14 protein-coding genes are annotated in these 14,166 nt (G+C 32.7%); 7 read left to right on the top strand and 7 right to left on the bottom strand.

The features are described from left to right. Window positions 1-10: 10 nt before the first annotated feature. The 3 genes from infB to rimP all read right to left on the bottom strand — a co-directional run bounded on the left by infB (window position 11) and on the right by rimP (window position 4,734). Entirely contained in the window at window positions 11-2,866 is a 2,856-nt protein-coding gene (infB, locus tag ABHQ57_RS03315; protein ID WP_167712825.1) for a translation initiation factor IF-2, read from the bottom strand. Between the two features lie 137 nt (window positions 2,867-3,003). Further along, window positions 3,004-4,260, bottom strand: a complete 1,257-nt coding sequence (nusA, locus tag ABHQ57_RS03310) for a transcription termination factor NusA (RefSeq protein ID WP_047790701.1) — start codon at window positions 4,258-4,260, stop codon at window positions 3,004-3,006. 12 nt (window positions 4,261-4,272) lie between these two features. Then, complete coding sequence (gene rimP, locus ABHQ57_RS03305) at window positions 4,273-4,734, bottom strand: ribosome assembly cofactor RimP (protein WP_047790702.1); 462 nt, start codon at window positions 4,732-4,734, stop codon at window positions 4,273-4,275. 164 nt (window positions 4,735-4,898) lie between these two features. Here rimP and ABHQ57_RS03300 point away from each other — a divergent pair, with 164 nt between their 5' ends. Continuing rightward, window positions 4,899-5,726, top strand: coding sequence for a universal stress protein (locus tag ABHQ57_RS03300; protein WP_073182213.1), 828 nt, complete (start codon window positions 4,899-4,901; stop codon window positions 5,724-5,726). A 30-nt stretch (window positions 5,727-5,756) separates the two neighbouring features. Here ABHQ57_RS03300 and ABHQ57_RS03295 read toward each other — a convergent pair whose 3' ends face one another. Beyond that, on the bottom strand, window positions 5,757-6,461 hold the full coding sequence (locus ABHQ57_RS03295; protein WP_231128373.1) for a glycosyltransferase: 705 nt from the start codon (window positions 6,459-6,461) through the stop codon (window positions 5,757-5,759). A 51-nt stretch (window positions 6,462-6,512) separates the two neighbouring features. Next, window positions 6,513-7,451, bottom strand: a complete 939-nt coding sequence (locus ABHQ57_RS03290) for a hypothetical protein (RefSeq protein WP_167712822.1) — start codon at window positions 7,449-7,451, stop codon at window positions 6,513-6,515. Between the two features lie 101 nt (window positions 7,452-7,552). On the opposite strand from ABHQ57_RS03290, the gene ABHQ57_RS03285 reads away from it, so the two are divergent. Genes ABHQ57_RS03285 through mscL form a run of 3 tightly spaced genes read left to right on the top strand, consistent with a single transcriptional unit; the run spans window position 7,553 to window position 9,716 of the window. Next, window positions 7,553-8,167, top strand: coding sequence for a thymidine kinase (locus ABHQ57_RS03285; RefSeq protein WP_073182215.1), 615 nt, complete (start codon window positions 7,553-7,555; stop codon window positions 8,165-8,167). Beyond that, the gene (gene alr / locus ABHQ57_RS03280; protein WP_167712820.1) at window positions 8,160-9,263 is read left to right on the top strand and encodes an alanine racemase; all 1,104 of its coding nucleotides are present in this window, start codon (window positions 8,160-8,162) and stop codon (window positions 9,261-9,263) included. Before ABHQ57_RS03285 ends, alr begins: the two co-directional genes overlap by 8 nt. A 51-nt stretch (window positions 9,264-9,314) precedes the next feature. Next, complete coding sequence (mscL, locus tag ABHQ57_RS03275; protein ID WP_196781614.1) at window positions 9,315-9,716, top strand: large-conductance mechanosensitive channel protein MscL; 402 nt, start codon at window positions 9,315-9,317, stop codon at window positions 9,714-9,716. A gap of 69 nt (window positions 9,717-9,785) precedes the next feature. Here mscL and ABHQ57_RS03270 read toward each other — a convergent pair whose 3' ends face one another. Next, window positions 9,786-10,376 (bottom strand): carboxymuconolactone decarboxylase family protein, encoded by a 591-nt coding sequence (locus tag ABHQ57_RS03270; RefSeq protein WP_167712818.1) that lies wholly within the window; start codon window positions 10,374-10,376, stop codon window positions 9,786-9,788. A gap of 120 nt (window positions 10,377-10,496) precedes the next feature. On the opposite strand from ABHQ57_RS03270, the gene ABHQ57_RS03265 reads away from it, so the two are divergent. From ABHQ57_RS03265 to ABHQ57_RS03255, 3 genes are all read left to right on the top strand, one after another. After that, the gene (locus ABHQ57_RS03265) at window positions 10,497-10,922 is read left to right on the top strand and encodes an OsmC family protein (protein WP_073182218.1); all 426 of its coding nucleotides are present in this window, start codon (window positions 10,497-10,499) and stop codon (window positions 10,920-10,922) included. A gap of 21 nt (window positions 10,923-10,943) precedes the next feature. Next, window positions 10,944-12,629, top strand: a complete 1,686-nt coding sequence (gene recJ, locus ABHQ57_RS03260; protein ID WP_167712816.1) for a single-stranded-DNA-specific exonuclease RecJ — start codon at window positions 10,944-10,946, stop codon at window positions 12,627-12,629. A 66-nt stretch (window positions 12,630-12,695) separates the two neighbouring features. Beyond that, complete coding sequence (locus ABHQ57_RS03255) at window positions 12,696-13,040, top strand: hypothetical protein (protein ID WP_047790766.1); 345 nt, start codon at window positions 12,696-12,698, stop codon at window positions 13,038-13,040. Window positions 13,041-13,072: 32 nt separating this feature from the next. Here the strand turns inward: ABHQ57_RS03255 and ABHQ57_RS03250 are convergent, their stop codons facing one another. Further along, window positions 13,073-14,125 (bottom strand): endonuclease/exonuclease/phosphatase family protein, encoded by a 1,053-nt coding sequence (locus tag ABHQ57_RS03250; protein WP_159610964.1) that lies wholly within the window; start codon window positions 14,123-14,125, stop codon window positions 13,073-13,075. Window positions 14,126-14,166 lie beyond the last annotated feature (41 nt).

The raw sequence follows: 14,166 nt of genomic DNA, 5'->3' as shown, positions 1-14,166 counted from the left end.
TATTAAATAGCTATTTAAGCTTTTTCTTAACTGCTACTTCAGTATATGCTTCTAATGTATCTCCTTCTTTAATATCGTTATATCCTTTAATTTGAAGACCACAATCGTATCCTTTAGTTACTTCCTTAACATCGTCCTTAAAACGTTTTAATGAAGCTAACACACCATCATGAACTACAATTCCATCTCTAATTACACGAACTTTAGAGTCTCTTGTAATTTTCCCTGTCATCACCATACATCCTGCAATGTTACCAATCTTAGAAATTTTATAAACTTCTCTAATTTCAACATTACCAAGAACTTCTTCTTTCATTTCAGGAGACAACATTCCTTCCATTGCATCTTTCAGGTCGTTGATAGCGTCATAGATGATTGAATAAGTTCTGATATCAACTTCTTCTCTATCTGCTACCGAACGCGCATTTCCTTGCGGACGTACGTTAAATCCAACGATAATTGCATCTGAAGCTGTTGCTAATAATACGTCAGATTCTGTAATTGCTCCAACTCCTTTGTGAATAATATTCACTTGGATTTCTTCTGTAGATAGCTTTTGGAACGAATCTGTTAACGCTTCAACCGAACCATCAACATCTCCTTTTAAGATGATATTTAACTCTTTGAAGTCTCCTAATGCAATACGACGACCAATTTCTGCAAGTGTTAATGTTTTTTGTGTTCTAACAGATTGTTCACGTTGTAATTGAGAACGTTTTGCTGCTATTTGCTTAGCTTCACGCTCATCTTCAAATACATTGAACTTATCACCTGCTTGTGGTGCACCATCTAAACCTAAAATTGATACTGGCGTAGAAGGTCCTGCCTCTTTTACTTTCCTTCCTTTATCATCAAACATAGCTCTTACTTTACCACTATGCTTTCCGGCTAAGATATAATCTCCAATTTTTAATGTACCTGCTTGTACCAATATTGTAGATACATATCCTCTACCTTTATCTAATAAAGCTTCTACTACAGCTCCGTTTGCGTTTTTATTAGGGTTTGCTTTTAACTCTAATACTTCCGCTTCTAATAATACTTTTTCTAATAACTCATCAACCCCTTGTCCTGTTTTAGCAGAAATTTCTTGCGACTGAATGTTACCTCCCCAATCTTCTACTAATAAATTCATAGAAGAAAGTTGTGTTTTAATATTATCTGGATTCGCGTTAGGCTTATCTATCTTGTTTATTGCGAAGATAATTGGCACTCCTGCTGCTTGTGCGTGAGAAATCGCCTCTTTTGTTTGTGGCATTACATCATCATCTGCAGCTACTACAATAATAACTAAATCCGTTACTTGAGCACCACGAGCACGCATTGCTGTAAAGGCTTCGTGACCTGGAGTATCTAAGAAAGCTATTTTATGTTCTCCTACCTTCACTGCGTAAGCACCAATGTGTTGTGTGATACCTCCTGATTCACCTTCAATAACATTCGCGTTACGGATGTAATCTAACAACGATGTTTTACCGTGATCTACGTGTCCCATCACTGTGATAATAGGTGCACGAGTTATTAAATCTTCTGGCTTGTCTTCAACTTCTTCTATAGATTCCTCAACTTCAGCTCCAACAAACTCTACAGTATAGTTAAATTCTTCTGCTACAATTTGTAATGTTTCAGCATCTAATCGTTGATTCATCGTTACCATCATTCCTAACATCATACATGTAGAAATAATTTGGGTAACGGGAACATCCATCATAGTTGCTACTTCACTAACCGTAACAAATTCTGTTACTTTCAACACCTTACTCTCTGCTTGTGCTGCCTGTAATTCAGCTTCACTTTGCTGGCGGTGGGCATCTCTTTTATCTCTACGGTATTTTGCTCCTTTTCCTTTTTTAGATTTACCCTGAAGTTTTTCTAAAGTTTCTCTAACTTGTTTTTGGATTTGTGCTTCTGTTAGTTCTTCTTTTGGAGCAGCTGCTGGTCTTCTACCTCTTTGACCTCCTCGGTTACCACCTCTCTGGCCTCCTCGGTTTTGACCTCCTCGGTTATTTCCTTGAGGTTTAGCGCCTGTTCCAGGACTTCCTGGTTTGCTAATTCTTTTACGCTTCTTTTTATCTCCATCAGCCTTATTAGCTTCAGGTTTCTTCTTTTTTGGTCTTTCAAATTGTTTTAAGTCAATTTTTTGACCTGTAAAATTAGGACCTTCTAATTTTTTGTACTGAGTTTTAATTTTCTCAGCATTTTCTGGAGTTATTTCTACCTCCTTTACTGGTTGCTTCACCTCTTTAACCTTACTTTCAACAGTCTTTTTAACTTCTTTAGGCTGTTCTTTCTTCACTTCCTTTTTAGGAGTATTAACTGTTTGTTCCTTTGGTTTTTCAGTTTTAGGAGGCTCTGGCTTTTTCTCTTCGACCTTAACTGGTTCTTCAACTTTTTTAGTTTCTTGAACTGGTTTAATAGGCTCTTCTTTCTTTGGTTCCTCTATTTTCTCCTTTTTTTTAGTAGGCTCCGGTTTTACCTCTTCAGCTACTTCTTCAATAGCCTTACCAGTTTCAACATCTATTTTACCTACTGTTTTAAGTTCTAACTTTTCAGCTTTGGCTTTTAAAACTTCTTGTTTTTTAGCTTCCTCTTCTAATCTCTTTCTTTCTTGCTCTTGTTCTAATTGCTGACGAATTGCCTCTTTCTCTTTTTTCTTTTCTTCGCTCACTTCCTTAGAGGCCACCTTTTTAGATTTATCAGTTTGGAAACCATCAAATAAAATTTGATATTCTGCATCTGATATTTTGGTAGTAGGGCGAGCTTCAATCTCATAGCCATTTTTAGCTAGGTGTTCAACAGCTCTATCTAAAGAAATGTTTAGTTCTCTTAAAACCTTATTTAGTCTTAATTTTTTGCCTTCAGCCATATATTATTTTATACTTTTTATTGAAAAAACACACTTTACACGTCTCTAGTACGTATAGTTATGCTCTTTTTCTTCTTTTTGCTAGATTTTATACAGTTTCCTATATTAGGACACTAGCTTCCTTTTTTGTGTTATATTTAATCTTCGAATTCTTCTCTTAAAATTCGTTGAACATCTAAAATTGTTTCTTCCTCTAAATCTGTTCTTTGTACTAACATTGATACATCTTTTTCCAAGACACTCTTTGCTGTATCTAAACCTATTTTCTTGAATTCTTCAATTACCCAAGCTTCAATTTCATCAGAGAATTCTGTTAATTCAACATCTTCTTCTTCAATACCTTCTCTTTGAACGTCAATTTCGTAACCTGTCAACTCACTTGCTAAACGAATATTTACACCAGCTCTACCAATTGCTTTTGATACTTCTTCTGGTTTCAGCAAAACATTAACACGTCCTTTCTTACCATTCTTTTCTTCATCAAACATTTCAATGTCTACTGAAGTTACTTTTGCAGGACTTAAGGCTCTTGCTACAAATAACTGTTCGTTCTTTGTATAGTTAATTACATCAATATTTTCGTTTCCTAATTCACGAACAATACCGTGAATACGAGATCCTTTTACACCAACACAAGCTCCAACAGGGTCTATTCTATCATCGTAAGAATCTACTGCTATTTTTGCTTTATCTCCAGGAATCCTTGCTACGCCTTCAATAGTAATTAAACCATCGAAAACTTCAGGGATTTCTTGTTCAAATAATTTCACTAAGAACGCTGGTGAAGTTCTTGATAAAATAATAGCGGGTTTATTACCTCGTAACTCTACAGATTTTATCACTCCTCTAACTGCATCTCCTTTTCTAAAGAAGTCTGAACGAATTTGTTCACTCTTTGGTAAAACAATCTCATTTCCTTCATCATCCAACAAAATTACAGCATTATGACGAATATGGTGTACTTCTGCACTATAAATTTCTCCTTCTAAATCTTTAAATTGTTTAAAAACGTTTGTACTATCGTGCTCGTGAATTTTAGAAATTAAGTTTTGGCGTAATGCTAAAATAGCACGTCTACCTAAATCTACTAGCTTTACTTCTTCAGAAACATCTTCTCCAATTTCAAAATCTGGTTCAATTTTCCTTGCTTCTGCAAGTTCTATTTCCTCATTATCATCTTCAGACATTCCATCTGCCACCACCACTCGATTTCTCCAAATCTCTAAATCTCCTTTATCAGGGTTTATAATGATATCAAAATTCTCATCTGACCCAAACCTACGCTTTAAGGCTGCACGAAATACTTCTTCTAAGATAGACATTAATGTTACTCTGTCTATACTTTTATTATCTTTAAACTCCGAAAATGATTCTATTAACGCAATATTTTCCATTTCATTCTCTAATTAAAATATGATCTTCACTTTTGCTTCTTTAATATCCTGATACGCTAGTATTTTTGTTTTTTCTACCGTATGCTTTCCTTTACCTATTGGCTTAGGCTCTCTTGCTTTCCAAAATAGGGTAATGGTATCTTCTGTTACCTCAGTTAACGTTCCTTCAAATTCTTCTGTTGCTGTTTTAACTTTTAGAATTCGGTTGATATTCTTTTTATACTGACGTTTTACAGCTATTGGATGTGCAATATCTGGTGTTGTCACTTCTAACGAAAAATCTTCTTCTTCTCTATCTAAATTATGCTCTATATTCCTACTAATACGAATACATTCACTTAGTGGCACACCTGAATCTCCATCTACTATTACCTTTATTTTGTTATCCGACAAGAATTGTAAATCTATTAAATATAAAGATTTGTTTTCTTCTAAGGCTTCTTGTAATAATTCTCTAACTCGTTCTTGATTCATCTTAGGTATAAAAAGAGGGGACTAATGTCCCCTTCATCTATCTGATTAATAAATTTGGTGCAAATATAGTAAGTTATTCATTAACACACAAATATCAACCCTCTTTCTTTATAACATTGTTTTTTGTATCTTTAAGAAACTATCTCTCTTAAAACTTTCTTATTATGAAAAAAATATTAGTACCTACTGATTTTTCGAAGTCTTCTGAATATGCTTCGAAACTAGCTTCTAAAATAGCTAGCAAAGCCAACAGTGAAGTACACTTACTTCATATGGTTGAACTTCCTACAGGAATCGTTGACATGGGGGCTGGAACTAACTTTAGTATTCCAGAAAGCATGTTATATATTAGAAAGGTTCGTGACAGACTCCTGGATTACAAAAAGGATTTTTTTCCTAAAATTAAAAATGTTAAACATGCTATCAGATTTCAAAGTCCATTTGAAGGTATTAGAGATTATTCTAAAAAAAACAGTACAGATTTAATCATTATGGGATCTAAAGGGCATACAAACCTTGAAGAAATCTTAATTGGGTCTAACACTGAAAAAGTTGTACGAAACTCTGAAATACCTGTCATTGTTACAAAAAAGAATAACGACAGTTTTACACCAAAAGATATCGTCTTTGCATCTAGCTTTAAACCTAAAAAAAATAAGGCTTTTGAACGATTTCTTGATTTTAGTAATAATTTTGATTGTACAATACATTTACTAAAAATAAACACTCCCCAGAAATTTGAAAACTCTCAAGACACTAACGAAAGAATTAAAAAAATTACAGACACATATGGTTTAGAAAATTACACTATTAATATTTACAATGACTCTTCTGTTGAGAAAGGAATTCTTCATTTTGCTAATAAAATTAACGCAGATATAATTGCTTTAGCTACGCATGGAAGAAGTGGCTTATCTCATATTTTTAATGGCAGCATTACTAAAAGCCTCTCTAAAAGTGCTATGCGACCAATGCTAACATTTAAAGTATAAAAAAGTGCACTATTAAGTGCACTTTTCTTTTTATTTCCAATATTTCTCAACCCAAGGAGCAGCTTTTACATATCTATACCATTTTCCTCTACCACCTTTTATTGCTTTATGTGGGTTAATTTCCCCATGAAAAATAATAATTTTTGCTCCCTTAGGTATAGCTGGTGTTTTCCAAAAAGCTAAAGGAAATCTAGATACACAATCATATTTAAAACTGGGGCACCATTCTTTTGGCCAATATTCTAAATACCCTCTATCATTAATACTATGAGTTAAATATTCTTGCTCATTCCTATGTATTTTTCTTATTTCTTCAAACTTCTCCAAAAAATCATTAAATACATACCCATGTTTCCCAATTTGAAATCTATATACCGATGAATTTCCTGTAATTCTCCAACTTCTCCAACTATGATCTTTAATTATTCTAAAAGTTCCATCTACTTCAAAAAAACAATCGATATTATCAACAATAACTATATCTAAATCTAAAAAAAGAGCCGTTCCTTTTAAACCATAAAGATCTTCTTTTAAAGTTGTTAGTTTCTTCCACATTCTTTCTGGAATATCCGTACGAATATTCATTTCAGGTATTTCATAACATTCAATCTCTCCAACAATTCCTTTTTTATCATCAGTAAAACAAACCATTTTAAAATCATAGCTTAAATTTCGTTTCACCATCGAGTATAATCGGTTTACATATTCTGCTCCATACAGTGTACCCCACTTCATGCAAAAAATATACTTCTGCTCCATATTTCTGTTATTAATCTTAATTATGTTTTAAGCAAATCTTCTTTCTATGATTTGAAATAATCTATTTTCATATTCTTCTTTATCAGACCAATCATAATCTGGTTTAATCATTTTATTAATAAATTTTTTTGCTTCTTTTTCTGTTTTAAAAGTATTTAATTGAGAAATAACCCTATTAAAATCATTTTGATTTCCTTCAAAAAGGTGTTTTACAAAAGCAATTCTATCATTTAAATCAATTTGAATTGTATTTAGAAAGTGATCATTAATTGTTTTCTTAGGTGCCGCCTTAGTAAATAAATCTGTAATTACATCAACTGATATAGTATCTTGCAACTCATCTTCTAAAGTAGGAGTTTTCCTATCCCCAACATCTTTTACATCATTTTTTACGTCCTCTCCATCACTATGTAACAGTTCTTCTAATTCATCAAAAGGCTGTTCAATGATTTCATTAGTAATTATTTCTTCATTAATTCCTTCTATTACTTTTTCAACTATTTCATCTGCTTCTTGCTCAAAACCTTCTTTTAAGTCTTCTTCTAAGTGATGTACTTCCCTACTTTCTATAGACTCTTGTTCCTCCTTTTGTATCTTTTCTTCTGTAGACTTCTCTACTTTTACCTCTTCTTGAATTGGTTCTTTCTTTTTTTCAACCTCAGCATCCAAATCATCTACAACTTCTTTCTTTGTCTCTAAACTTACCTCTTCTATCTTAGGTAAAATTTCTTCAACAGCTTCAGCTTGCTTTTTTTCTTCGGCAAGTAAAACATCTTTTAACAGTTCCTCTTTAGTTTTTGTAGGATTAGGAGTATTATTTATGTATTCTTCTACATACGCTAAAACCGAAAGTTTTTCGTAAACCTCATATGCCTTTTGCTTTAACTCAAACACATCTTCTCTATTTTTCATCTGTAAAATACTGTGTGCTAAACTGGTTAAATCTGATGCTAGTTTTTTGTGCATAAGTTGTCGTTTGATATTAATTTTTGCTGTTAAATTTTAATAAATTTGTTCCTCATTCGAAAGTAATACAAAAATCAATAATTAGAGCTTAAAATTACAAAATGTTTCTTGAAAATACAGTAAATCATACAGAACAATTTGGTTGGATTGAGGTAATTTGTGGCTCAATGTTTTCGGGGAAAACCGAAGAATTAATTCGTAGACTTAAACGTGCTCAGTTTGCTAAACAACGTGTTGAAATTTTCAAACCTGCAGTTGACACAAGATACGATGAGGAGGAAGTAGTTTCCCACAATAAAAACAGTATTCGTTCAACACCTGTTCCTGCATCTTCTAATATTAGATTATTAGCCAATGATGTTGATGTTATTGGAATAGACGAAGCCCAATTTTTTGACGACGAAATTGTAGCTGTTTGTAACGACTTAGCAAATAGAGGAGTTCGTGTTATCGTTGCAGGTTTGGACATGGATTTTAAGGGTAAACCTTTTGGACCAATGCCTGCGTTAATGGCTACTGCAGAATATGTTACTAAAGTACATGCCGTATGCACTCGTACAGGAAACTTAGCCCATTATAGTTATAGAAAAGCACAAAGTGAAGATCTAGTTTTTTTGGGCGAAACTCAAGAGTATGAACCACTAAGCAGAGCTGCTTATTACAAAGCCATGAAGGAACACGAAACACAAAATAAAAAAGAAAGCACTAATGAATAACAATCATGTTACCGTATTAGAAATTAATACTAAAGCTGTACTACACAATTTAGCTTATTTTAAACAGAAGCTACAACCTACTACAAAAATTTTAGTTGTTGTCAAGGCTTTTGGTTACGGAAGTGAGTCTACTGAAATTGCTAAAATTGTACAAGACCATGTTGATTATTTTGCTGTTGCTTATTCTAATGAGGGAATGGCTTTACGTGAGGCTGGAATTACAACGCCTATCTTGGTTTTAAACCCTCAAATTCAAAACTTAAAAGATATTGTTAAATATCGCTTAGAGCCTAATCTATATAATTTTAAAATCTTTGATGCTTTTTTAAAACTTGCAGATGAAGAGCCTTTAATGAATTACCCTGTTCATTTAAAATTTAACACAGGATTAAATAGAGTAGGCTTTTGGCATACTGACGTTCCAACTATTGTAGCAGAGCTAAAAAAATCAAACAATGTAAAAGTTGAATCTATATTTTCTCATTTAGCGGCTAGTGAAGATTTAAACGAACAAGAATTCACCATAGGTCAAATAAATAACTTTGCTTACATAGTAAAACAAGTTTATGAGCACTTAGGATACCAACCTATGATACATATCTTAAATACATCTGGTATTATCAATTATCCACAAGCTCAATTTGATATGGTTCGCTTAGGCATAGGTTTATATGGTTTTGGAAATGATGAACAAGAAACTGCTCAACTTAAAAATACACATACGCTTAAATCTATAATTTCTCAAATTAATTTAGTTCAACCAGGTGAAACAGTTGGATACAATAGAGCTTTTGTTGCTAGTCGACCTACAAGAAGCGCTACCATTCCTATAGGACATGCAGATGGTATATCAAGAAAGTTAGGAAATAAAAATGGATTTGTGTTCATTAACAATAAACCAGCTCCTATTATTGGAAATGTTTGTATGGATATGATAATGGTTGATGTTACTAAAATTGATTGTAATGAAGGTGACGAGGTCATTATTTTCAACCATCAACAACACGTAGAATATATGGCTCATAAGTGTGAAACTATTTCGTATGAAATACTTACTGCCTTATCTCAACGTATAAAAAGATTGGTTAAAAGCTAATTTTTTTATATTTTTCAGTTCAATTAACTATTAAAAATCAAAAATATGGGAATGCTCAAAGAGTTTAAAGACTTTGCAATGAAAGGAAATTTAGTGGACATTGCAGTAGGTTTTGTAATGGGTGCTGCTTTCAAGCAAGTGGTAACTTCTTTCACTGGAGGAATTGTTTCTCCTTTAATTGGACTTATTTTTAAAGCTGATTTTAAGGACATAAAGTATGTAATTAAAGAAGGAGTAACTGATGAAGCTGGTAAAGTAACAGGCGAAGTTGCTATAATGTATGGTGAGTTTTTAACAAATGTTATTGATTTTATTATTGTAGCTTTTGTTATGTTTATGGTGGTAAAAGCAGTAAATGCTATGAAGAAAAAAGAAGAACCTGCTCCAGAAGCTCCAAAGGGACCTAGTCAAGAAGAACTATTAGCAGAAATTAGAGATTTACTAAAAAAGTAATCCGATTAAATATTAAATAGAAAAGCTCGCAATTGCGAGCTTTTCTATTTTCTAATAGTTCTATCTAATTTACACATGCTTTCCTTTCTCCCAACCATGTTTTCCTAAATACTGTTCACCACTTTCAACCGCACCATCTTCAATACTTGTTCCCATAGAATCATTCCAACGATTTAAATACCCGAAAAGAGAAATCACACCTAACATTTCAACTATTTCACCTTCATCCCAATATTTATACAATTCTTCTTTTATCTTTTCATCCACCATATTTGGAACCATTGAAGCTGCCAATGAAAAATCTAACGCAGCACGTTCAGCATCAGAAAAGGCAGAGTGTGTTTTATATTCCCATATATTATCCAGTTGTTCTTGTTCTGCACCATAACGCTCAGCAGCACGAATTGCATGTGCTTGACAATAACGACAACCTGTAGCATTGCTACTTACCCAAGCAATCATCCGTTTTAAAGCAGAAGTTACGCGACCGTGATTAGCCATTACTGCTTTGTTTAAATTGATAAATGCTTTGGAAATTTCTGGTCGTCGCTGCATGGTTAACACTGAATTCGGACAAAAACCTAAGGTTTCATTATAAAAATCAGATAATTGTTTCGTTTCCGCATCATGATTCGGATCTAAAGGAGTTACTAAAGGCATAGATTTATTTTTTAAGTTTTTAATACTAACTTTTTACTGTAAGTTTGTGTTACTATTTAAATGTACTAAGTCGAAATACACAGAGACTTACTTACGCAATAAACAAAAAATTATCAAGATATGGCAACAAACACAGTTACAACCGTTTGGAAAGAAAACATGCAATTTGAAAGTGACAACCCTAGTGGACACTCAATAGTTATTGATACTTCTGAAGAGCATGGTGGCAATAATTCTGGATTACGACCTAAAGCTATGATGCTTTCATCGTTAGCAGGCTGTTCTGGTTTAGATATCGTACCTATGCTAGAAAAAATGCGTGTAAAAATTGATGATTTTAAAATTGTTGTTACTGGTGAATTAACTGAAGAGCACCCAAAATATTACCATAAAGTTTTAGTGGATTATCATTTTTACGGTAGTGATTTAGACGAAAAAAAAATTAACAAAGCAGTAGATTTATCGATAGAAAAATACTGTGGTGTTATGGAAATGTTTAGAAAATTTGCTGATGTAACTACTGCTATTCACTTACATAATAACTAATCTATTTTCGATAAAATTGCTATGCGCTGGACATTAAAACCGCAACCAGACACCTTTAAAGTAAAACAGTTAGCCAAAGAATTATCTATCGATACAACCTTGGCTAAAATTTTAGTACAACGTGGAATAGAAACCTTTGATGATGCAAAACATTTTTTTCGTCCTTGGTTAAGTGATTTACATGATCCTTTTTTAATGAAGGATATGGAAATCGCTGTGCAGCGTATAGAAAAAGCTATAATAAACAACGAGAATATCTTAGTTTTTGGCGATTACGATGTTGACGGAACTACAGCTGTTTCTTTACTATCTTCTTACCTAAAAACAATACATCCTAATATTGCAACCTACATTCCTGATCGTTATGAAGAAGGATATGGTGTTTCTTTTCAAGGAATTGATTTTGCTGAAGACAATGGGTTTTCTCTCATCGTAGCTTTAGACTGCGGAATTAAAGCTATTGATAAAGTTGCCTATGCTACTGAAAAAAATATTGATTTTATTATTTGCGATCACCACAAACCTGGAGATGAAATCCCTAAAGCAGTTGCTATTTTAAATCCTAAGCAAATGGATTGTAACTATCCATATGATGAACTGTGTGGCTGTGGTGTTGGTTTTAAATTAATTCAAGCATTAGCTTCAAAAAGAAATCAAACAATTGACGATTTAATTCCATATTTAGATTTAGTAGCTACTGCAATTGCAGCTGATATTGTTCCGATGACTGGGGAAAATAGAGTTCTAGCTTATCATGGATTACAAGTCATTAATTCACAACCTAGAAATGGTATTAAGGCTATTATTCATCAATTGCAAAAAAAAGAACTTACCATTACAGACGTAGTTTTTATCATTGCTCCGCGGATAAATGCTGCTGGACGAATGAAACATGGAAACTATGCTGTCGAATTATTAACCGAAATGGATTTTGATTCAGCAGTTGAGTTTGCTGCTGCAATTGAAAAGTTCAATTCTGACAGAAAGGAGCTGGACAAAGCAATTACACAAGAAGCCTTACTTCAAATTGAAAATAACAACGAGCAAGAGAAATACACCACAGTAGTTTTTGATGAAAATTGGCACAAAGGAGTCATTGGTATTGTAGCTTCTCGTTTAACAGAAACTTACTACAGACCTACCTTGGTTTTTACTAAAAGTGGTGAAAAATTGGCTGCCTCAGCTCGTTCAGTAAAAGGATTTGATGTATATAATGCTTTAGAAGAATGCTCAGAATTTATTGAACAGTTTGGTGGACATAAATATGCAGCGGGTTTAACTTTATTACCCGAGCAATATCAAAATTTTAAAAATAAGTTTGAAGAAGTAGTGAAAACCACTATTGATAAAGACTTGTTAACTCCAGAAATCACTATTGATGCTGAGCTTGACCTATCAGAAATTACACCTAAGTTTTTCCGTATAGTCCAACAAATGGCACCTTTTGGTCCGCTAAACATGAAACCAATTTTTACTACTTCAGCAGTAAGAGATAATGGGTATGGTAAACAAGTTGGCGCAGACAAAAGTCATTTAAAACTAAACCTTATTTATGGTTCAGACCAAAAAACATATAATGCCATAGGTTTTGGTCTAGGAAATAAAATAGCCATCGCTCAAAACGATTTTGACATTGTATATACTTTAGATGAAAACACATGGAACGGACACACAACTATACAATTGATTTTAAAAGACTTAAAATAGCTGCTACTTTTATTTAGAATAATTCCAAATAATCTTATATATTTGTTACGGTAATAAAATATAGTTATGGACGGAATTACTAAAATATACGACAACAACATAGGTATTTCATTTCACTGGAAAGATAACAACTCTAAGCTAGTTCAATTAATATTTAGAGATACAGGGTTTCATTTAACTGAAGAAGAAATTGAATTATTTTTAGAAAAAGTTACTGATTCAAAACTTCAAAAAAACTGCGCTACTTGTAGTAAAGGTAAAGACTGTAGATCCATTCTACTACAAACACCTTCTAATAAAGTTAGCATGGCAGTTTCTTCAGTCGAACTGTGGCAGATAGACGACCTTTTAAAAGGCACACTATTTCAACTAAGAATGAATAATTATCTAAATGAGCTATGTAGAAATTAAGAAGGCTTGCAAAATTAGCAAGCCTTCTATAATTATTTATCTTCTTTAATTAAGTACATATATACCGGATAGTGATCACTATATCCTCCTGTATACTTTCCATAAGAGAAACTTCTGAAAGGATACCCTTTATAACGACCACTTTTTTGTGTTAAAAAACGTTTATTAAAGATTCCTGATTTAAACATTTTATAGGTTAAAAAATCTTTTTCTCCCTTATCTAATAGTGGAGAAGTAAACATAATTTGATCAAATAAATTAATATTATCTCTATACCCTAATGTATTAAATCCACGACGGAACATATCTTCATAAGGATTATAAATATCTCCCTCTTTAACGTTTTTCTTCTTACTTTTAGTTTGCAAAACAGATTTAAAGCTAGAGTTAATAGGATCATCGTTAAAATCACCCATAATTAACACTTTTGGATTTGGGTCGTTCAGCTTAATTTTTTCTATAATTTGCTTCACTTTATAAGCGGCTTTTTCACGCAATGGTCTACTCTTCGCTTCCCCTCCTCTTCGAGATGGCCAGTGATTTACAATAACATGTATTAATTCGTCATCTAAATAACCCGATACTAATAAAATATCGCGTGTATATACCTTTCTGTTTTGACTGTAAATATTAGGATTAAAAACCTCAAAATGAATTGGCTTAAAATAACGTGGTTGATACAACAACCCAACATCAATCCCTCTTTTATCAGGAGAGTCAAAATGAATAATACTATAACGCTTCTTTTTTAACCTTTCCGATGCTACTAAATCTTCTAAAACTTTCTTGTTTTCAACCTCAGCAACGCCTAAAATTACTGGACTCGTTTTTGTCTTTTCAGCTCCTAACTGTGAGATAACTTCTCCAAGTTTATCTATTTTATCTATATATACCTCTTCTTTATCTCCTTTCATTTCCATGATGGGACTTGCTTCATCATTCTTTTCAGGATCATTTTCGGTATCAAAAAGGTTTTCTAAATTATAAAAACCAACAGTTCTTATTTTATATTTTTTTGCTCCTTGTTGCGCATATGAAGAAAAAACAACAAGAGTTAAGACTAAAAATAAAGCTATATTTCTCATTTAATAAATTTTACGCAACAAAAGTAAAAACAATTTTCAAG

It is taken from the genome of Tenacibaculum sp. ZH5_bin.1 (genome assembly GCF_042865525.1).
Lineage (GTDB): Bacteria > Bacteroidota > Bacteroidia > Flavobacteriales > Flavobacteriaceae > Polaribacter > Polaribacter mesophilus.
This window is presented reverse-complemented; position numbering and strand designations above follow the sequence as displayed.

What these genes read in the sequence shown, in the direction of transcription:
- ABHQ57_RS03295 (WP_231128373.1), bottom strand. Translation starts at nt 6,461, where the DNA reads ATGAAGTGGGGTACACTGTATGGAGCAGAATATGTAAACCGATTATAC.
- ABHQ57_RS03255 (WP_047790766.1), top strand. Translation starts at nt 12,696, where the DNA reads ATGGACGGAATTACTAAAATATACGACAACAACATAGGTATTTCATTT.
- alr (WP_167712820.1), top strand. Translation starts at nt 8,160, where the DNA reads ATGAATAACAATCATGTTACCGTATTAGAAATTAATACTAAAGCTGTA.
- ABHQ57_RS03290 (WP_167712822.1), bottom strand. Translation starts at nt 7,451, where the DNA reads ATGCACAAAAAACTAGCATCAGATTTAACCAGTTTAGCACACAGTATT.
- ABHQ57_RS03265 (WP_073182218.1), top strand. Translation starts at nt 10,497, where the DNA reads ATGGCAACAAACACAGTTACAACCGTTTGGAAAGAAAACATGCAATTT.
- ABHQ57_RS03270 (WP_167712818.1), bottom strand. Translation starts at nt 10,376, where the DNA reads ATGCCTTTAGTAACTCCTTTAGATCCGAATCATGATGCGGAAACGAAA.
- mscL (WP_196781614.1), top strand. Translation starts at nt 9,315, where the DNA reads ATGCTCAAAGAGTTTAAAGACTTTGCAATGAAAGGAAATTTAGTGGAC.
- infB (WP_167712825.1), bottom strand. Translation starts at nt 2,866, where the DNA reads ATGGCTGAAGGCAAAAAATTAAGACTAAATAAGGTTTTAAGAGAACTA.
- ABHQ57_RS03250 (WP_159610964.1), bottom strand. Translation starts at nt 14,125, where the DNA reads ATGAGAAATATAGCTTTATTTTTAGTCTTAACTCTTGTTGTTTTTTCT.
- recJ (WP_167712816.1), top strand. Translation starts at nt 10,944, where the DNA reads ATGCGCTGGACATTAAAACCGCAACCAGACACCTTTAAAGTAAAACAG.
- ABHQ57_RS03285 (WP_073182215.1), top strand. Translation starts at nt 7,553, where the DNA reads ATGTTTCTTGAAAATACAGTAAATCATACAGAACAATTTGGTTGGATT.
- ABHQ57_RS03300 (WP_073182213.1), top strand. Translation starts at nt 4,899, where the DNA reads ATGAAAAAAATATTAGTACCTACTGATTTTTCGAAGTCTTCTGAATAT.
- nusA (WP_047790701.1), bottom strand. Translation starts at nt 4,260, where the DNA reads ATGGAAAATATTGCGTTAATAGAATCATTTTCGGAGTTTAAAGATAAT.
- rimP (WP_047790702.1), bottom strand. Translation starts at nt 4,734, where the DNA reads ATGAATCAAGAACGAGTTAGAGAATTATTACAAGAAGCCTTAGAAGAA.